The organism is Vreelandella azerica, assembly GCF_013112225.1.
In the GTDB taxonomy this organism is placed as follows: domain Bacteria; phylum Pseudomonadota; class Gammaproteobacteria; order Pseudomonadales; family Halomonadaceae; genus Vreelandella; species Vreelandella azerica.
In genome coordinates this window covers 587761-606784 of sequence record NZ_JABFHI010000001.1, presented here as the reverse complement: position 1 = coordinate 606784, position 19024 = coordinate 587761, and the positions used below count along the sequence as shown (strand labels likewise).

The following is a 19024-nucleotide window of genomic DNA, read 5'->3' as shown; positions in this document are numbered from 1 at the left end:
ATTCACCGCGTCAGCAGTCACTTTCTGGCCACTGAAGGTGGCTTTTTTACCCTGGCAGCCGAGTTATCCTGCTGCCAGGCCAGATTCAAGACACACTGGCCCCGTCAGCATGGCTCTGGCATCGTCCAGCCAGCACCAAATTGCCGAGGGCGAACAGGGTGAACAGCTGCGCCTGGTTCTTGGCCAGCCCCTTGTAGCGAACCTTTCGGTAGCTGAAGAGGTTCTTGATGACATGAAACGGGTGCTCGACCTTGGCGCGGATGCTGGCCTTGGCCTTCTCGAATTCCAGCAGCAGCACTTTCATGGGACTGTCTTCCATCTTCTTGATGGTGCCGCGTTTGGCGGCGACACAGCACCGGGAATCCGGGTCATCCTTCTCTTCGTCCAGATGCTTCCACATACCGGTGTAACCCGCGTCGCCGTATATCCGCTTGTCATCCTCCCGGACCAGGTGGCCGGCCATGGTGACATCGGCGACGTTGGCCGAGGTGGCGGCGACACTGTGGGTCAGCCCGGTGACCGCATCGACACCGATATGGGCCTTCATGCCAAAGTAGTACTGCTTGCCCTTCCGGGTCTGCTTCATCTCCGGATCGCGTTGCTTGGCCTTGTTCTTGGTGGAAGGGGCGGCGGCCACAATGGTGGCGTCGACGATGGTGCCCTCGCGCATGAACAGGCCCTGCTCGGCCAAGTGGGCGTTGATTTCCTCAAAGATTCGCTGGGTCAGGGCATGCTTCTCCAGCAAATGGCGGAAGCGCAGCAGCGTGGTCGCATCCGGCACGCTCTCGACGGCCAGATCGATGCCGATGAAGTCGCGCATGGCTTGGCTGTCGTAGATGGCATCTTCCAATGCCTCATCGGAGAGCGCATACCACTGCTGAAGGAAGTAGATCCGCAGCATGCGCTCCAGGCCAATCGGCGGCCGGCCTCGTTTGCCTACCGAGTTCGGAAAGTAGGACGGCGCCAGTGCCTCGATCAGCCGCTGCCATGGCACCAAGGTATCCATCTGTGCCAGGAATCGCTCTCGGCGGGTGACCTTCTTCTTGTTCTGGTGCTCAGCCTGGGCGAAAGAGATCTGCTTCATCGGATGGCTCTGTCAGACGGTGGCGGAATGGTTAGATTCTACCCTATCGGTGGCGATCAGGCAGTTACAGTGGGATTTGTGCAGCGTTTCCTTAAGATAAAATCTTCAATTGAATCAGAAGGTGCCAATGTTATTAGAGGAAACTCGTAAGAATCTCTAACAATATTTGCCTTTCTGGCAGCGTACTTTAGCAAAGCCTTCCGTCCAATTGACGGCAAGCCAGAGGCAAGAATAACGGAGGGTGTTAGCTTTCGAAAATCATCCAAACGTTCTTCAATTTCATCAACTAGTGCATTTCGACCAACAAATATTTTTTCTTTTCTTTTAACTGAGGGTGAATATCCCATGATAACTCTACCAATCTAGCATTAATCTTCTTTGCTGCCACCCTGGGGCGCAAAATATGCTGTATATTGGTTGATTCTTTTAGCCAGTTCGGGATTCTAGAATCAGAATACGTTAACTCGTCATCTATTATTATGGGATATATACGCTTCAACTTCCCTTCATCAAGATAACGTTTTGCTACGGAAAGCTCTTCCTTAACCCATTCAGATTCAAGTGCTGCATTGGAGAGGAATATGACAAAGAGGGTTGATTGGTCTAACCCATGCATAATTTCTTCAGCCGTAACCATTCCCTTTTCGAATGTTTCTTCATCAAAAATCTTTGCTTCTTTTTTTTTTTAATGGCTTGCAACGATACGAACATAACGCGATTTGTCACTTGAGCTAAGTAGTTATGCAAAAGTTATCGTGTTATCTACGCCATAACCGTTACAGACGCCTTTCACCGCCTGACAGAGCCTATCGAAAGAGCTATAGGCCGTCAGTGGTAACCAGCGATATTTGATTTCACGCCAAAGAATTTCGATCAGATTCAACTCAGGCGAGTATGGCGACAGATAAATCAGGTGAATACGGTGGGTCATCCAATCAATGATTTTCCGTCGAAATGCCTTGGAGTGATGCATTTTGGCATTGTCTAGCACAACAACAGCGAAGGCATCAGGATCTTTCTGTGCTGCAAATTGGTCAAACGCCTCTATAACCGTTTCACTATTCACCGTGTCCATTGTCATATGATGAAAGAACATCCCTTTTCTGGATAAAAACCTAATACATTCAATCTCTTGCTATGAGAGTAAGCAGTGACTTCCCAGGGTTGCCCTATTGGGCTCCATGCATAAGGCAGTGATGAAGACTGCGAAAATCCAGTTTCATCAAAGAAGTAAAGATCACAGGTGCCGCTGTCTTCCCATTCTTTCAATGCGTTGATCAGGCCTTGCGTATTGCGGAAATCTGTCTCGTCACGCCGTGCCTTCAGCGAGTAGCGAACACGTTTACAACTGTTACCGTTTTTTTTAGAGCACGACGTAGGGTATCTCGACTGACCACTTTCCCGGTTTTTTTCTTGAAACTTGGCATGCAGCACCGGCAACTGATGAGGATGATCTTCAACAAGCTGCTGCAATAACGCTATCTCGCCATCATTGAGAAGGTTTGGCCGCCCGTCGCGGGGTTTGTCTTGCAGACCGTCAATACCGTCTGCTTCCCACTGGGATAGCCATGTCGATACCGTATCGCGCTTGACCCCGAGAATGTCACGAATTTGATTGATCGTGTGCCCTTTATGGCTCAATAAGATGGCATGAGCGCGACGGCGTAAGGCTCGCTTTTCACCGTACTGATAAGCGTTATTTACAATGCGCTGTTGGTCTGGTGTCAAAGAGATGAAGCGTAACGGCTTGGACATGATGTATCTCCTCGTTGAGTTACATCTTTATACCCTATAATTATTGCATAGGCACTTATGAGATAAGAAACACTTTATCACTTTCCAACTCCTATATTATTTATCTTGTATCTTTAAAAGAGATTGGACTGCACGTCCTGATATTGGATGAACAATCTTTCGCGTTCAATAATATTATCCGACGCGCTTCATTTCTTCCAACCCATTGATTTTTAAGCATCTAAATATAGCTAAGCCACCTATCCAGAATTCGCGCACTGCACATTTCCCCATTCCAACCACCCTTCTGAGCCTGAGCGTAGCAGATTTTACTTAGGAAGGGTGTGGCAAGCTGCTCGCTCGCCACATTTGGGCAGGAAGAAGCTGGCAATCAGAACGCCCAGTCGTCGTCTTCGGTGGCGACGGCCTTGCCGATGACGTAGGAGGAACCGGAGCCGGAGAAGAAGTCGTGGTTTTCGTCTGCACTCGGGGAAAGTGCTGCCATGATGGTCGGGTCGACATCCGTCACGCTGCTCGGGAAGAGTGGTTCGAAGCCAAGGTTCATCAGCGCCTTGTTGGCGTTGTAGTGAAGGAACTTCTTCACGTCTTCCGTCAGGCCCACTTCATCATAGAGCGATTCGGTGTAGCGCACCTCGTTATCGTAAAGCTCCAGCAGCAGTTCATAGGCGTAGTCCTTGACCTCCTGCTGGCGTTCCGGCGTCGCTTCTGCCAGGGCCTGCTGGAATTTATAGCCGACATAATAGCCGTGTACCGCTTCATCGCGAATGATCAGACGAATCAGGTCAGCGGTATTGGTCAGCTTGGCATGGCTTGACCAGTACATCGGCAGGTAAAAGCCCGAGTAGAAAAGAAACGACTCCAGGAAGACGCTGGCAACCTTGCGCATCAAGGGGTCATCCGAGCGGTAACGGCTGAGAATCAGCTCGGATTTCATCTGCAGCGTCGGGTTTTCCTCACTCCAGCGGAAGGCGTCATCTACGTCACGGGTATTGCACAGGGTGGAGAAGATCGAGCTGTAGGAACGCGCATGCACGGATTCCATAAAGGCGATATTGGTATAGACCGCCTCTTCATGTGGCGTGCGGGCGTCGTCCATCAGCACCGGGGCGCCCACGCTGCTCTGGATGGTATCCAGCAATGTCAGGCCGGTGAATACCCGTATGGTTAGCTGTTTCTCCTGAGGGGTCAGGGTATTCCACGACTGGATATCGTTGGACAGCGGCACTTTTTCCGGCAGCCAGAAGTTGCTGGTCAGGCGGTTCCACACCTCCAGGTCCTTATCATCCTCAAGGCGGTTCCAGTTGATGGCATCAACCCGCGATAAACGTTGCATCATATTCATGTGAATTACCCTTGTCAGTCTCGTGATCAGGTTAGAGGGTGCAGGAAACGCAGCCTTCCACTTCCGTGCCTTCCAGCGCACTCTGGCGCAGGCGGATGTAGTAAAGCGTCTTGATGCCTTTGCGCCAGGCATGAATCTGCGCCTTGTTGATATCCCGGGTGGTTGCAGTGTCCGGGAAGAACAGCGTCAGCGAAAGCCCCTGATCCACGTGCTGGGAAGCCTCGGCGTAGGTATCGATAATCTTTTCCGGGCCGATTTCGTAGGCATCCTGGAAATAGTCGAAGTTCGCCTCGTTAAGGAAAGGCGCCGGGTAGTAGACCCGCCCCAGCTTGCCTTCCTTACGGATCTCGATCTTCGCCGCCACCGGGTGAATACTAGAGGTGGAGTGATTGATATAGGAGATCGACCCCGTCGGCGGCACCGCCTGCAGGTTGCGGTTATACAGGCCGTGGGCCATCACGGATGCCTTCAGCGCCTGCCAGTCCTGCTGGGTCGGCAAGGCAATACCGCTGCGCTCAAACAGCTGGCGTACTTTTTCGGTACGCGGCAGCCAGGCCTGATCGGTGTACTTGTCAAAGAAAGTGCCCAAGGCATAGGTGGAATCTTCAAACCCGGCAAAGGCTTCTCCGTGCTCAATGGCCAGCCGGTTGGAAGCGCGAATGGCATGGAAGGCCACGCAGTAGAAATACAGATTGGTGAAATCCAGACCTTCATCCGAGCCGTAATAGATATGCTCACGGGCCAGGAAGCCGTGCAGGTTCATCTGCCCCAGGCCAATGGCACGGGATTTGGCGTTACCTTCGGCAATGGAGGGCACGCTCTGCAGGTTGCTCATTTCAGAAACGGCGGTCAGCCCGCGAATAGCAATCTCGACGCTGGTGCTGATATCCCCCGCATCCATCACCTTGGCGATATTCATCGAACCCAGGTTGCAGGAGATATCCTGCCCCACTTCACGGTAGCCAAGGTCATCATCGTATTGGGTGGGCGTGTTGACCTGTAGGATCTCGGAGCACAGGTTGCTCATGTTGATGCGCCCGGCAATCGGGTTGGCGCGATTAACGGTGTCCTCGAACATGATGTAGGGATAGCCGGACTCGAACTGCAGCTCTGCCAGGGTCTGGAAGAAGGCGCGAGCATTGATCTTGTGCTTGCGGATACGCGCATCAGCGACCATTTCATGATACTTCTCGGTCACGCTGATATCGCCAAAGGGCACGCCGTAGACCCGTTCAACGTCATAGGGCGAGAACAGGTACATGTCGTCGTTGCGCTTGGCCAGTTCAAAGGTAATGTCCGGAATCGTCACGCCCAGCGACAGCGTCTTGATGCGAATTTTCTCGTCGGCATTTTCCCGCTTGGTATCCAGAAAACGCAGGATATCTGGGTGGTGAGCATTGAGATATACCGCCCCTGCGCCCTGCCGCGCACCCAACTGGTTAGCATAGGAGAAAGCATCTTCAAGCAGCTTCATGATCGGGATAATGCCCGACGACTGGTTTTCGATGCGCTTGATCGGCGCCCCAGACTCGCGAATATTGCTGAGCAGGAAGGCCACACCGCCGCCGCGCTTGGAAAGCTGCAGCGCCGAGTTGATCGAGCGGCCAATCGATTCCATGTTGTCTTCGATGCGCAGCAGAAAGCACGACACAAGCTCGCCGCGCTGCTGCTTGCCGCAGTTCAGGAAGGTCGGGGTCGCCGGCTGGAAACGCCCGCTGATAATCTCATCCACCAGCGACCTGGCCAAAGCCTGATCACCGCGAGCAAGCGCCAGGGCGACCATGCAGACGCGGTCTTCATAGCGTTCCAGATAACGTTTGCCATCGAACGTCTTCAGGGTGTAGCTGGTGTAATACTTGAAAGCGCCCAGAAAGCTCGGAAAGCGGAATTTATAGGCGTAGGCCTGCTCAAACAGCCCCTTGATAAATTCGGCCGGGTACTGGGCCAGTACATGGCCTCGTAGTAGCCCTCTTCCACCAGATAATCGAGCTTTTCTTCCAGAGAGTGGAAGAATACCGTGTTCTGGTTCACATGCTGAAGAAAGTACTGACGGGCCGCCTCGCGATCCTTATCCAGCTGCAACTCACCGTTGGCACCGTAAAGGTTCAGCATGGCATTCAGGGCGTGGTAATCCAGCGCGCGCCGATCAGGGGCGGCAGCGTCAGGTGCTTGCTGTTTCTCTAGGGTTGACGTTTCCAAAATGCATTCACTCCTTCACGGACTCTGATGACATCTTCATCAGTGCCAAACAGTTCAAATCGATACAGAAACGGTACCTGGCACTTTTCGGCAATAATCTGCCCGGCCATTCCATACGCTTCACCAAAATTGGTATTCCCGGCGGCAATCACGCCGCGGATCAGGCCCCGGTTATGCTTATCGTTCAAGAAGCGGATCACCTGCTTGGGAACGGCCCCCTGGGCATAGCCGCCACCATAGGTGGGGGTGACCAGAATGTACGGCTGCTCTACCTGTAAGGTGGGCTCCTGACGATTCAGCGGCAAGCGCTGGGCACTGAAACCCAGCTTCTGGATAAAGCGATGGGTATTGCCTGACTTGGTGGAAAAATACACCAGGGTGCCTGCCGGCTCGGCAGCTCTATCGGCTATCTGCATGGTGAGTTTCAGGCCAGCGCCTGAATACGGTCCGGACGGAAACCCGACCAGTGATCTTCACCTGCCACCACCACCGGCAGCTGACGATAGCCCAGGGCTTCAATCTGTGCTTTGGCGTCATCTTCAGCGGTGATATCAATCACGGTGTACGCCAGGCCCTGCTTATCCAGCGCGCGGTAGGTCGCGGTGCATTGGACGCAGGCAGGCTTGCTATAAATCTGGATATCCATGGCTATTTTTCCTTTTCATCGCAGTGTTTTTCAGGTAGGGCATATCTAGTGCCTACCCTCTTTGAAAGACACAACACATACTATATATAGCACATGTAAAAATCAATTCAGGCATATGTGGTATTTTTAATCCACAGGTTATTGACAGCTATTACCCAATATTCTGCCCAGCCGGTGCTTAGAGGCTGCCTCAACCACCCACTTGGATATCCTTTCAGCACCTGTGTTTTTTGTTTTTCCACAAAAAAACCGCCCCCTTTTCAGGAAGCGGTTTTTGTGGCGACCTCAGTATGAGGTGCCTTTATCGTCTGCGTTGGATCAGGCGATAGAAGCCTGATAACGGCGCTCAACGTCTTCCCAGTTGATGACGTTGAAGAAGGTTTCAACGTAATCAGGACGCTTGTTCTGGAATTTCAGGTAGTAGGCATGTTCCCAAACATCCAGACCCAGCACAGGCGTGTTGCCATGCATAATCGGGCTGTCTTGGTTCAAGGTGTTCTCTACAACCAGTTTTTTTTTCAGGTGTGACGGAGAGCCAAGCCCAACCGCTACCAAAACGACCAAGCGCCGCTTTCTTGAAAGCATCCTTGAACGCATCAAAGCCGCCAAGCTCAGCATCAATTGCCTTGGCCACATCGCCCTGCGGCTGACCGCCGCCATTGGGCGACATCATTTGCCAGAACATGGAATGGTTGGCATGTCCGCCACCATTGTTGATGACCGCCTGGCGCTTTTCTTCAGGAACGCGATCAAGGTCAGCAATCAGCTCTTCAACCGGCACGTCTTCAAGGCCAGTGCCTTCAAGCGCAGCATTCAGGTTGGTGACATAGGTATTATGGTGACGCGAATGGTGAATTTCCATGGTCATCGCGTCAATATGCGGCTCAAGTGCATCATAAGCGTACGGCAGTTCAGGCAGTGTATGTGCCATTGTTATCATCTCCTTGCGTGGCTTTTACGAATATCACGACGTTCACTAACATGTGTTGTTGCCAATGTATGAACGCCTTGTCATCAATTCAATGCTAAAAATCTGTGTATTACAAAACTATATGCGGACTGTGTGACAGTTTTTCAACCACTAAAGTCACAATTTTAATTTCGCAACTTGACGTTGCCTTGACGCATTGACCGAGTAATTTAGTCAACTATTTGAAGTTTACCTAACTTTTCAGCCAGAAAAAAGCCGGCCCTCTTTGAGAACCGGCTAATCAGGCATTAACCTTTAGTCATGCCATACAGTGACCTGCAGGCCAAAAGCAGACAGGCCCACTGACCCCAAAGGCTTACAGTTTGCTCTCAAGTTCCGGCAGCACCTCGAACAGGTCACCGACCAGGCCGTAATCCGCCACCTGGAAAATCGGCGCTTCTTCATCCTTGTTGATCGCCACGATCACCTTAGAATCTTTCATGCCCGCCAGGTGCTGAATAGCACCGGAAATACCCACGGCAATGTACAGATCCGGTGCGACGATTTTGCCGGTCTGCCCTACCTGCATGTCGTTGGGCACAAACCCTGCGTCCACTGCCGCACGGGAAGCCCCCATGGCAGCGCCCAGCTTGTCAGCAATGCCTTCAAGCAGTTTGAAGTTTTCACCGTTGCCCATACCACGGCCGCCGGAAACCACCACCTTGGCACCGCCCAACTCAGGCCGGTCAGATTTGGCCAGCTCTTCACCAATAAAGGTGGACTGAGTGTTTTCCACCAGGGTATCAACTGCTTCAATACTAGCAGCACCACCATCACCCACACCATCAAAGGCGCTGGGACGAACGGTAATTACCTTGAGGGCATCCTCACTCTTGACGGTGGCAATCGCATTACCCGCATAGATGGGGCGCTTGAAGGTATCAGTGCTTTCCACTGCTATGATATCGGAAAGCTGATTGACATCTTTCAGTGCGGCCAGACGCGGCAAGACGTTCTTGCCCGTGGTGGATGCAGAGGCCAGCACATGGGTGTAGTCATCCGCCAACGCCAGCAGCAGCTTGCCCATGGGTTCAGCCAGCTGGTGGGCATAGACAGCATTATCGGCGACCCGCACCTTGCTCACCCCATCAAGTTTGGCCGCTGAGTCAGCCGCTGCCTGAACGTTTTCACCCGCCACCAGAACATCAATATCACCGCCAATTGCCTGGGCGGCGGCAATAACACTTGCCGTAGCGCCCGCCAGTTGGCCTTCATGTAAATCAGCCAGTACCAGAATGCTCATGAATTCGGCTCCTATTTAAAGCACTTATTTGATTTAAAGTACTTTGGCTTCGTTTTTGAGTTTATCGACCAGCTCATCTACCGAGGCGACCTTGACGCCTCCCTGACGCTCTGCCGGCGGCTCAACGCTCACCAGGCTCACCTTGCTGGCAAGCTCAACACCCAGATCTGCCGGTGATTTGACATCCAACGGTTTTTCTTGGCCTTCATGATATCGGGCAGTTTGGCATAGCGCGGCTCATTCAGGCGCAGGTCAGTGGTAACAATGGCTGGCAGGGAAAGCTCTACGGTCTGCAGACCCCCATCAATCTCACGGGTCACCTTGACCTTTTCACCGTCTACATTTACCTCGGATGCAAAAGTACCCTGAGGCAAGTCAGTCAGCGCTGCCAGCATCTGGCCCGTCTGGTTGTTGTCACTATCAATGGCCTGCTTGCCGAGCACGACAAGGCCGGGCTGCTCTTCTTCCACCAGCTTGGAGAGCGCCTTGGCAGCTCCCAGAGAGTCAACCCGCTCATCGGTTTCAACATGAATCGCCCGGTCAGCACCCAGCGCCAGCGCAGTGCGTAACTGCTCTTGAGCAGCCTTGGGGCCAATCGTCACAGCCACCACCTCTGTCGCCACGCCTTTTTCTTTAAGACGTACAGCTTCTTCAACGGCAATTTCACAAAACGGGTTCATGGCCATTTTGACATTGGTGAGATCAACATCGGATTTATCCGCTTTTACGCGAATCTTGACGTTGTAATCAATGACGCGTTTCACCGCGACGAGTACTTTCATGGATTCCTCGCTTGGCTTTCTGGTAAGCCCTTACTGAAAAAGGGTGTTAGCAAACACTTGACCATTCTTTAACAAGCACAACGGCCACTATTTAATATTCATGCAAGCGTTTGATAGGTTCAACGCTAAAAACATTTTCAACATGCCACAACTGAACATAGTGCCACAAGGCTCTGGTAGCACTCCATGCCTACGTCCTTGGTATTAATCAAGCATGACTTCAGCTGCATCTCGACTCGCCCCGCGCTATGCTGCCTGAATAATTCAGAGGTGACGTCGTGTGCTTATTATGCATATCATGACACAGAAGCTGAAGCAAACGACCGTTTTAAATTCAAGCTCATATTCATCTAACGTTATAATTTGACGGTTGTGACGATTACCTCTCTCACAGCCAGACCGCCAGCACAGCCATACGTTGGGACTTGTTAAAGGAGATGCCACCGTGGAACATACTGAAGACACTCTCGAACGCGATGTGATGGAATTTGACGTCGTGATTGTCGGCGCTGGGCCGTCCGGGCTTTCCGCCGCCTGCCGCCTGATGCAGCAGGCCAATGCCGCCGAGCAGGAGCTGACCGTCTGCGTGGTCGAAAAAGGCTCCGAAGTCGGCGCGCATATTCTCTCCGGCGCGGTGTTCGAGCCACGCGCCCTGACTGAACTGTTCCCTGACTGGGAAGAGCGCGGCGCGCCCTTGACCACCCCCGCTATCCGCGATGAGGTCTACCTGCTCAAGGATGCTGAGAAAAGCCAGCAGATCCCCAACGCCCTGGTGCCCAAGAGCATGCATAACACTGGCGGGGACATGAACCGCTATGTGATCAGCGCCGGTAACCTGTGCCGCTGGCTGGGCGAGCAAGCTGAGCAGCTGGGCGTGGAAATCTTCCCCGGCTTTGCCGCCCAGGATGTGATCATCGAAGATGGCAGCGTGCGCGGCATCCTGATTGGCGATATGGGTGTGGGCGCCGATGGCCAGCCCAAGGACGGCCATATGCAGGGCATGGAACTGCGCGCCAAATATACGCTTTTTGCCGAAGGTGCCCGCGGCCATCTGGGCAAGCGCCTGATCAACGAGTTTTCCCTTGATGCCGGCCGCGACCCCCAGCATTACGGCATCGGCCTGAAAGAGCTGTGGGACGTGCCTGCCGAGCAGCACGAGCCGGGGCTGGTGCTGCACGGCTCCGGCTGGCCGCTGGATAAAAACACCCACGGCGGCTGGTTCCTCTACCACGCGGAAAACCAGCAGGTGGTGGTCGGGCTGATCATGGATCTGTCCTACCAGAACCCCTGGCTCTCGCCGTTTGACGAGTTCCAGCGCATGAAGCACCACCCGGTACTCAGCCAGCATCTGCAAGGCGGCAAGCGGGTGGCCTACGGCGCCCGGGCGCTGACCAAGGGTGGCTTGAACTGCCTGCCAAAAATGACCTTTGCCGGTGGCCTGCTGATTGGCTGCGATGCGGGCACCCTGAACTTTGCCAAGATCAAGGGCCTGCACACGGCGATGAAATCCGGCCTGGTGGCGGCGGAAAGCGTCTTTGAAGCCCTTCAGGCGGGTGATGAAGGCGGCCAGGAGCTGACCACCTTCACCGAAAAATGGGAAGCTAGCTGGGCCTATGAAGAACTCAAGGCCAGCGCCAGCTTTGGCCCAGCCATTCACAAATACGGCACAGTGGCCGGTGGCGCCTACAACTTCGCCAACCAGCTGCTGGGCAACAAGCTGCCCAACCTGCACGACACCACCACCGACCACGGTGCGCTGAAGCCAGCGGCGGAGTTCGAGAAGATTGACTACCCCAAGCCGGACGGCAAGCTGTCGTTTGACAAATCGACCTCGGTGTTTCTGTCCAACACCAACCACGAGGAAGACCAGCCCTGCCACTTGCAGTTAAGCGACCCGGAACTGCCGATTCGCGATAACCTGCCCACCTACGCCGAACCCGCCCAGCGCTACTGCCCGGCAGGGGTCTACGAAGTGGTGGAAGATGACGCTGGCAACCCGCGTTTCCAGATCAACTTCCAGAACTGCGTGCACTGCAAAACCTGTGATATCAAGGACCCGGCCCAGAACATCACCTGGGTGGCCCCGGAAGGCGGCGGCGGGCCTAACTATCCTAATATGTAGGAACGGGAACAGGCAGCAAAAAGCCCCTCAATGAGGGTGAGGGGCTTTTGGAGTCTTGCCAACCGGAAATATCAAGCCTGCTTGATATCCAGCACTTCAATCGGCGCTTGTCTGGCCACCAGGCGGCGCCTGCCTGCTTCGGCAAAACGCACGTCTATCACCGGATTGTCGGCACTGCCTTCCACACTGGCAATTTCCCCTTCACCAAAGAAATGGTGGCGCAATCGCTGACCCGGGTAATAGTCCGTGGCGGACGAATAGGCCGTGCTGCTTTCGGCGATATGCGGCGCCTGGGGGTTGGCCACAACCCGGATATCGTCGTGCCCGGCCATCGCCAGATAGCGGCTGACGATAGTAGGCGATGTCACGCTTAATGGGGTTTGCGGGTCTTCTTGCGGCACATCTTGCAGCTGTTTTGCTACGCGCATACAGTCCTGCCAGGCGCTTTCGGCAATAAAACGGCTTGGACGATGCTCGCCGCCATCATGCAGTAACAACAAGGTCTGCTGCGCGCGGGTAATTGCCACATAGAACAGCCGACGCTCTTCTTCCAGGCGGTCATCGTTCAGAGGGTTATCGCGGCTGTAATGGGGAAAATCCTCTTCATTTACACCGGCTACGGCCACCAGCGGCCACTCTAACCCCTTGGCGCCATGCACGGTGCTGATCAGAACACCACTGGCCTGATTTTCAACCGGCCGTTCCAGCAGTTCAATAAAGGCATCCGGGTTTTGGACGCTATCGGCCTGCTCAATCAGCACATCCAGCAGGCGTACATCCTCTTCACCTTTATCACGCCGCGCAGCGGCCCTCTTGAGGGTTTTCTCGGCGTCAATGCTATCCACGACGTGCTGCAAGAGCCTCGAGGTTGGCCACTGGCTGAGCCTAGGTAGCTCAAGCAGCAGCATCCAGCGCTTTTTGAGGGTACGCCTCTGGCCAAGCTTGATATCCGCCAGAACAGCGGCATCACGCTGGGGCCACTGTTGGCTGCGGGCCAGCTCGAAAGCCAGCCGCTGCAGACGCTCACGGGCAACAAAAGGCGTGGGTTGCGCCAGCAACAGCGTGACCAGTTCAGGGTCGTTAAGCAGGGCCGGTTGGCGCGCCAATTTCAGGTAACCGGCTAGCGCTTGAACCAGCGGCAAGCGAAATACAAAGCGGTCTTCTCGCTGCATACGAAACGGGATGCCAGCCTGTAGCAGTGCCAGCTGAACGGGTACCGACAGCGCCCAGCTGCGCACCAGCAGGCAGGCATCACTCAAAGGCCGCCCCTGAGATTTCCAGTCAAACAAGGTATCCAGCAACAGGCGGCTGCCCTGCGCTACGCGAATCTCGGTGGTTGGATTATCTTCAGCCGCCAGGCATAGCTGATCCGGGCGGCGCTGGTTGGCATGGATGGCGTGGTTGGCCGCCAGCGCCAGGGCATGGCCATGGCGAAAGGTGGTTGAGAGCGGGTAATCCGTTGCACTGCCAAAGGTCGCAGTGAAATTTTCCAGCATGGTATCCGGTCGGGCGCCCCGCCACTCATAGATGCACTGATTGGCATCCCCTACCGCCATGACATCTGCCCGGCTGCCCGCCAGCACCGCCAGCAGGCGCTGTTGGGCAGTATTGATATCCTGATACTCATCAATGATGACGTAATCCAGAAACCCTTCCACCCGCTGGCGTAAACCCGCGTCTGCTTCCAGGGCGCGCAGGGGGCGGTAAAGCAGATCCGCATAGGTCATCATCCCTGCCTCGCGCAGCAGTATTTCTGACGCCTGAAAGGCAGCGGGAAAGTAGTCGGTATCCGGTTCGTAACCCAGCCGCTGGTACAGTTCACTCGGCTCGGCCATCTCGGCTTTGACCAGCCCGCAGAAATGCGCCAATGCCTCAAGCCGCTCACCTTCCAGGGCAGCTTCCCGGCGCTCCGGCTGATGAGAAAGCACGTCTAGACTGGCCTGCTTGAGCAGACGCTCCAATTGCCAGTCAGCGGAGAGCAGGCGGCGTGGCTCAAGCGCTCGCCAACGGCTCAGGCTGTTGGTCAGACGATAACCCAGGGAATGAAAGGTGCGAATGTCCGGCAGCGGCTGGCCCGGCTGCGCCATCTTTTGCAGACGGCGCTGAAAATCATCGCGTGCTGAGCGGTTGAACATCAGCACCAGCATGCGTTTGGGTGCGACACCTTGAGCCAACAGATACAGCACACGCGCTGCCATGGTGGTGGTCTTACCAGCGCCCGCCACCGCCGCCACCCGGGCATGCCCACCCTGATGTTCTACTACCGCCTGCTGCTGTAGCGTCAACGGCGTGTCCGTCATGCCATTCACGGCGCCTCGCCAGCGGCAATCACGCCCAGCACCTGCCAATGGCCGCCGCTCCACAGGCCAACGTCACAGTGCCCGTCGGCGCTCTCGCGGGTTTCAGCGGCATCAACCAGCTGATAATAGACATTGCGGCTCAAACGCCCTGCGAGGCCAAAACGCACATTGACCTGAGGCACGTCCTCCCCTTCGGGCGTCGTGGTTACTTGCAGGACGTGGCTTTGATCCAGGCGCAATTGATCGCCGTAGTGGGTGGTTAGCCACCAGTCGCCATCGCGCTGGTCAGCATCAACAATCACAAAGGGGCAATCAGCAACCTCTATGCGCCAGCGTTCAGCTGGCGTCACCAGGCAGGTACCTTCCGGGTCCTGACGCAACAGGCTTGCCAATAGGCGTACCAGCTGTGGGCGAGTAAAGGGTCGGCCTTCATGCTGCCACTGGCCATCTGCCTGGATAAACAACGGCATATCGCCCAGCAACGGAGGATGCCACTGATCAAGCGGCGGGATTTCCGCTGCCCCATCACAATGATGAAGGAGACGATCAATCTGCATGGCGTTGCACCTCGCTAACAAAAAGTGGCCTGGGATCAGTTGACCAGACCTGCCATATTCAGCGCTTCACGCACCTTGGCCGGCGCTTCAGGCACAGCGGAGCGAAATAGATGGTAAAAATTGGCAGTGGTTTGCATGGCCAGCTCGTCCACGCTGATACCACGTACTTCAGCGATACATTCGGCCACCTGCACGACCCAGGCAGGCTGATTGGGCTTGCCACGATGCGGCACCGGCGCCAGATAGGGGCTATCGGTCTCGATCAATAACCGGTCCAGCGGGATCTGCCGGGCAACCTCACGCAGAGAGGCCGCGTTAGCAAAGGTCACCATCCCTGAAAACGAAATATAGAAACCTAACCTGACTGCTTCCCTGGCCATTTCCAGGTCTTCGCTAAAACAATGCAGGACACCGCCGACTTTGGGGTCACTATACTCACGCAGCAGCGCTAAAGTATCTTCCTTGGCTTCCCGGGTGTGCACCACTATGGGCAGCTCCAGCTCGCGAGCGGCCAGCAGATGACGCTTGAAACGCGCATGCTGAATATCCACGGGCACGCTGTCACGGTAGTGATAATCCAGACCGGATTCACCAATCGCTACCGCCCCATACTGGTCGGCGGCGGCGACAATATCATCGACATCGGGTTCTTTGGCTGCGCTATGCAGCGGATGAAGCCCCGCTGAAATCACCACGTCCTGATGCTCCCGGGCAATCGCAGCCAGCCCCGGCACATCTTCCAGCGTCACTGCAATGGCCAGAAACTGGCTGACATCAGCGGCCCGGGCAGCGTTCAGGGTGGCGGCCAGGTCGCCAGCGTGGGTGTTATCCGACAAACGGTCCAGGTGACAGTGAGAATCAACAAACATGGGGGCACTCAACAGAATAAATGAAAAAACGTTATAAGACCGTCGTTCACAGGGCGCTTATATTTACAGCGTATAAGAAGGCGCCGCCTTATCCAGCTGCCCTGCCAACAAGGCTTCTATGCGATCGCGAGCATGGTGATCCTGCTGGTTGAAGTGGACGCCAATACCCGGAATACGCCGGCCGCTTACACCTTCAGGTGAAATCCAGGCCACCCTGCCATTGATCACCAGGCGTTCGTCGTCGCCCGGCAGGGTCAACAGCAACACAATCGGCTGACCCAGGGTATAAAGTCGGGGCGTGGGGACAAAAATACCGCCACGTTCAAGAAACGGCATATAGGCAGACAGCAATGTCGGTATATCCGGAATCTGCAATGATAATGCTTTGTGCGAGGTCATTTCAGCAACTCCTTCATGGCGGTTCATGAGCGCAAAAGTGCTGCCCAACGCACCAGCCATGCCTCCAGAACCAGCTGCGGATTGGGATTTGCGCCTACCGCCAGCAGGCGACGCTGTTCCTGCGCATAATCAAGCAGGCGAAACCAGTCCTGAGAGCGGCCATTTTTGAGCGCCTGACGATAAAGCGGGATTAAATCGGTATTATGCAGCCCCGCCGGGTTACCGGAAAGCCCGAAGCGAATCAGATCTTCCAGCCAGGTAATACCGTACCACAGGATGGCATCCAGCGCCTGACGGTCAAGCCGGGCTGCCTCACTGACAGGCTCGGCGCCACGCATCAGCTGCTCAAAGGTGTCGTGCAGCTGATGGCGCAGGGTACGCTGATCAGGCGCTGCCAGCTCCACCGCCAGCAGCGGCAAGCCCGCAGAGACCTGCCACCAGAAATGCGCTTCTTCTTCATCTTTTAGCTGCTCGATCAACCAGTCTCTACATTGCGCAAAGTCAACCGTCGGCAATGACCACTGCTGGCAACGCGAACGAATGGTCGGCAGCACCCGTGAAGGCACATCCGAGAGCAGGATGAACAGGGTCTTGTCTCCCGGTTCCTCAAGGCTTTTCAGCAAGGCATTGGCCGCGGCTGTATTCATGGCCTCCGCCGGGGAAATCATAATCACCCGGTAGCCACTTTGCTGAGCCGTCTGTGAAACAAAACGGTTCACCTCACGAATCGGATCAATACGGATCTGGCGCTTGCCTTCCTCTGGTGAGATACGCAACAGATCAGGATGGTACCCGGAGGCTAGCATCTGGCAGCTGTGGCAGTGCCCGCAGGGCATCTTGCCTGGCTGAGCGCATAGCATATGTGCCGCCAGGGCATCCGCGAGCTGCTGTTTGCCGACGCCATGCGGCCCGTTAAACAAAAGCGCATGGGGAAAACGCTGGCTGTCCTGCAGGCGCATCAGCTGCGCCCAGACCGCCTGATGCCAGGGCAATACCGAGCTTACATCCATACGGACACCCGTTCGGCCAGCACGCGTTGGAGAGAAGCCTGCACGGCTTCCAGCGGCTGGGCAGCGTCAATGACGGCAAACCGCTGTGGGGCTTGCTCAGCGCGTTGCAGATAGGCGTGGCGCACAGCGTTGAAAAACGTCTGCTGCTCACGCTCGAAACGGTCGCGCTCGCCGCCGGATTGCGAGAGGCGTGAGGCCACCCGCTGAGCGCCTGCCTCGGCGGGCATATCCAATAGCAGCGTCAGGTCGGGTTGCAGGCCGTGCTGCACGAAACGTTCCAGGATAGCGATCCGCTCAGCCTCAATGCCTCGGCCGCCACCCTGATAGGCATAAGTAGCGTCGGTAAAGCGGTCACATACTACCCAGGTGCCCTGCTCCAGAGCCGGTAGGATTTTTCATTAAGATGTTGGGCACGGGCGGCAAACATCAGCAATAGCTCGGCATCGCTGCTCAGCGGTTCAGTCGGAGCCGGGTCAAGCAGCAGCTCACGAATGGCTTCTGCCCGAGGCGTACCGCCAGGCTCACGGGTACTGATCACCGTCAGCCCTTGCTGCTGCAGCCATTCAACCACCCAGTGCAGGTTGGTGGATTTCCCGACGCCTTCGCCGCCTTCCAGGGTAATAAAACGCCCGCGCTGCTTCATGATGGCCTCATATCCATTGACTTACGGTGACAATAACCAGGGCTTCAATTATCACGGTTACGGATGTAGCGATTGACCGCATTATTGTGTTCCCGCAAAGTGCGCGAGAATTGATGGGTACCGTCGCCCTTGGCAACAAAGTAAAGAGTGTCACCCGGCAGTGGGTCGACAGCCGCTTCCAGCGAAGCCAGGCCCGGCATCGCAATCGGGGTGGGCGGCAAGGCATCAATCACGTAGGTGTTATACGGGGTTGCCTCACGCAGATCCGCATAGGTAATCCGCCCATCGTAACGTTCACCCATGCCATAGATCACCGTCGGGTCAGTCTGCAGGCGCATGCCGCGCTCCAGACGACGCTTGAACACTCCAGCGATCTGGCGACGTTCTTCAGGCGCACCGGTTTCACGCTCGATCAGTGACGCCATGATCAAGGCCTCATAAGGCGATTCAAGCGGGAGTTCGTCCTGACGCTCGGCCCATACCTGTTCAAGCACGCGGTCCATCTTTGCCAGCGACTGACGCAGAATATCCATATCGCTCATGCCCAGGTGATAGCGATAGGTATCCGGGAAAAAGCGCCCTTCAGGGTGCTCGCCTTCACGCCCTAGCAGCGTCATTACCTCGGCGTCACTTAGCCCGCGGGTGCGCTGTTCAAGCTTGGCGGAAGCCGCCAGTTGGGCGCGCATCTGGCGGAATGTCCAGCCTTCCGGCGTCAGGTTGTAGGTGACCACCTCGTTGTTTTCAAACACTGCCAACAGGTCACGACCGTGCATGTCAGGCAGCAACTGGTATTCACCTACACGGATGGAAGGCACTTCATCCGGCGCCAGACGGGTTAGCAGTCGAAACGCCCAGGCATCGCTGATCACTCCTTGCGTGGCAAGGTCGTTCACCACACGATTAAAGCCTGCACCAGACGGCACTTTATACAGGGTCGGCGTTTCTATGCTCAACGGCGCATCAAGGCGACTTTGCCAGTAATAATAGCCCCCTGCTCCACCCGCCGCCGCCAACAGGGCAACTGCCAACAACACAGCCAATAAACGTTTCACGACGGCAGTTCTCCTGATCCTGATAGACTTGCTTGAAAATACACTTTAAGG

The 19024-nt window shown here is 55.4% G+C and carries 13 protein-coding genes and 5 pseudogenes; 1 reads left to right on the top strand and 17 read right to left on the bottom strand.

Annotation, left to right across the window (positions count from 1 at the left end):
* Positions 1 to 85: 85 nt before the first annotated feature.
* The 10 genes and pseudogenes from HLB35_RS02920 to HLB35_RS02875 form a co-directional block, all read right to left on the bottom strand.
* Complete coding sequence (locus HLB35_RS02920) at positions 86 to 1084, bottom strand: IS5 family transposase (protein WP_171701416.1); 999 nt, start codon at positions 1082 to 1084, stop codon at positions 86 to 88.
* 286 nt (positions 1085 to 1370) lie between these two features.
* On the bottom strand, positions 1371 to 1751 hold the full coding sequence (locus tag HLB35_RS02915; protein ID WP_328730984.1) for a toll/interleukin-1 receptor domain-containing protein: 381 nt from the start codon (positions 1749 to 1751) through the stop codon (positions 1371 to 1373).
* A gap of 72 nt (positions 1752 to 1823) precedes the next feature.
* Positions 1824 to 2725: pseudogene (locus tag HLB35_RS02910) on the bottom strand (IS630 family transposase).
* Positions 2726 to 3209: 484 nt separating this feature from the next.
* Positions 3210 to 4313 carry a class 1b ribonucleoside-diphosphate reductase subunit beta gene (gene nrdF, locus HLB35_RS02905; RefSeq protein ID WP_268895875.1) on the bottom strand — a complete coding sequence of 368 codons (1104 nt, stop codon included), beginning with the start codon at positions 4311 to 4313 and terminating at the stop codon, positions 3210 to 3212.
* Positions 4213 to 6380: pseudogene (nrdE, locus tag HLB35_RS02900) on the bottom strand (class 1b ribonucleoside-diphosphate reductase subunit alpha). Before nrdE ends, nrdF begins: the two are co-directional and overlap by 101 nt.
* Positions 6362 to 6796, bottom strand: a complete 435-nt coding sequence (nrdI, locus tag HLB35_RS02895; RefSeq protein WP_171701412.1) for a class Ib ribonucleoside-diphosphate reductase assembly flavoprotein NrdI — start codon at positions 6794 to 6796, stop codon at positions 6362 to 6364. The pseudogene nrdE and the gene nrdI overlap by 19 nt, the downstream one beginning before the upstream one ends.
* 8 nt (positions 6797 to 6804) lie before the next feature.
* Positions 6805 to 7026, bottom strand: coding sequence for a glutaredoxin-like protein NrdH (gene nrdH / locus HLB35_RS02890; RefSeq protein ID WP_171701411.1), 222 nt, complete (start codon positions 7024 to 7026; stop codon positions 6805 to 6807).
* 318 nt (positions 7027 to 7344) lie between these two features.
* Positions 7345 to 7957, bottom strand: a pseudogene (locus HLB35_RS02885) (superoxide dismutase).
* A gap of 355 nt (positions 7958 to 8312) precedes the next feature.
* Positions 8313 to 9239: an electron transfer flavoprotein subunit alpha/FixB family protein gene (locus HLB35_RS02880; protein WP_171701410.1), complete on the bottom strand. Its 927-nt coding sequence runs from the start codon at positions 9237 to 9239 to the stop codon at positions 8313 to 8315.
* 33 nt (positions 9240 to 9272) lie between these two features.
* Positions 9273 to 10021 (bottom strand): annotated as a pseudogene (locus tag HLB35_RS02875) (electron transfer flavoprotein subunit beta/FixA family protein).
* Positions 10022 to 10502: 481 nt separating this feature from the next.
* Here HLB35_RS02875 and HLB35_RS02870 point away from each other — a divergent pair.
* The gene (locus HLB35_RS02870; protein ID WP_171701595.1) at positions 10503 to 12143 is read left to right on the top strand and encodes an electron transfer flavoprotein-ubiquinone oxidoreductase; all 1641 of its coding nucleotides are present in this window, start codon (positions 10503 to 10505) and stop codon (positions 12141 to 12143) included.
* Between the two features lie 71 nt (positions 12144 to 12214).
* On the opposite strand, the gene HLB35_RS02865 is transcribed toward HLB35_RS02870, so the two are convergent.
* From HLB35_RS02865 to mltG, 7 genes and pseudogenes are all read right to left on the bottom strand, one after another.
* A complete protein-coding gene (locus tag HLB35_RS02865; RefSeq protein ID WP_171701409.1) occupies positions 12215 to 14443 on the bottom strand; it encodes an ATP-dependent helicase in 2229 nt (742 codons plus the stop codon).
* Positions 14444 to 14448: 5 nt separating this feature from the next.
* Complete coding sequence (locus tag HLB35_RS02860; protein WP_171701408.1) at positions 14449 to 15000, bottom strand: DUF1285 domain-containing protein; 552 nt, start codon at positions 14998 to 15000, stop codon at positions 14449 to 14451.
* A 35-nt stretch (positions 15001 to 15035) separates the two neighbouring features.
* Positions 15036 to 15869 carry a TatD family hydrolase gene (locus HLB35_RS02855; RefSeq protein ID WP_171701407.1) on the bottom strand — a complete coding sequence of 278 codons (834 nt, stop codon included), beginning with the start codon at positions 15867 to 15869 and terminating at the stop codon, positions 15036 to 15038.
* 63 nt (positions 15870 to 15932) lie between these two features.
* Positions 15933 to 16268, bottom strand: a complete 336-nt coding sequence (locus HLB35_RS02850; protein ID WP_171701406.1) for a PilZ domain-containing protein — start codon at positions 16266 to 16268, stop codon at positions 15933 to 15935.
* 23 nt (positions 16269 to 16291) lie between these two features.
* Entirely contained in the window at positions 16292 to 17278 is a 987-nt protein-coding gene (locus tag HLB35_RS02845; RefSeq protein ID WP_171701405.1) for a DNA polymerase III subunit delta', read from the bottom strand.
* A pseudogene (gene tmk, locus HLB35_RS02840) lies at positions 17269 to 17921 on the bottom strand (dTMP kinase). The gene HLB35_RS02845 and the pseudogene tmk overlap by 10 nt, the downstream one beginning before the upstream one ends.
* Positions 17922 to 17965: 44 nt before the next feature.
* Entirely contained in the window at positions 17966 to 18973 is a 1008-nt protein-coding gene (mltG, locus tag HLB35_RS02835) for an endolytic transglycosylase MltG (RefSeq protein WP_171701404.1), read from the bottom strand.
* Positions 18974 to 19024 lie beyond the last annotated feature (51 nt).

Coding starts and splice junctions, on each gene's coding strand:
- HLB35_RS02920 (WP_171701416.1), bottom strand. CDS start 1,084: ATGAAGCAGATCTCTTTCGCCCAGGCTGAGCACCAGAACAAGAAGAAG.
- nrdF (WP_268895875.1), bottom strand. CDS start 4,313: ATGCCTGGCGCAAAGGCATCAAGACGCTTTACTACATCCGCCTGCGCC.
- nrdI (WP_171701412.1), bottom strand. CDS start 6,796: ATGCAGATAGCCGATAGAGCTGCCGAGCCGGCAGGCACCCTGGTGTAT.
- nrdH (WP_171701411.1), bottom strand. CDS start 7,026: ATGGATATCCAGATTTATAGCAAGCCTGCCTGCGTCCAATGCACCGCG.
- HLB35_RS02880 (WP_171701410.1), bottom strand. CDS start 9,239: ATGAGCATTCTGGTACTGGCTGATTTACATGAAGGCCAACTGGCGGGC.
- HLB35_RS02870 (WP_171701595.1), top strand. CDS start 10,503: ATGGAATTTGACGTCGTGATTGTCGGCGCTGGGCCGTCCGGGCTTTCC.
- HLB35_RS02865 (WP_171701409.1), bottom strand. CDS start 14,443: ATGACGGACACGCCGTTGACGCTACAGCAGCAGGCGGTAGTAGAACAT.
- HLB35_RS02860 (WP_171701408.1), bottom strand. CDS start 15,000: ATGCAGATTGATCGTCTCCTTCATCATTGTGATGGGGCAGCGGAAATC.
- HLB35_RS02855 (WP_171701407.1), bottom strand. CDS start 15,869: ATGTTTGTTGATTCTCACTGTCACCTGGACCGTTTGTCGGATAACACC.
- HLB35_RS02850 (WP_171701406.1), bottom strand. CDS start 16,268: ATGACCTCGCACAAAGCATTATCATTGCAGATTCCGGATATACCGACA.
- HLB35_RS02845 (WP_171701405.1), bottom strand. CDS start 17,278: ATGGATGTAAGCTCGGTATTGCCCTGGCATCAGGCGGTCTGGGCGCAG.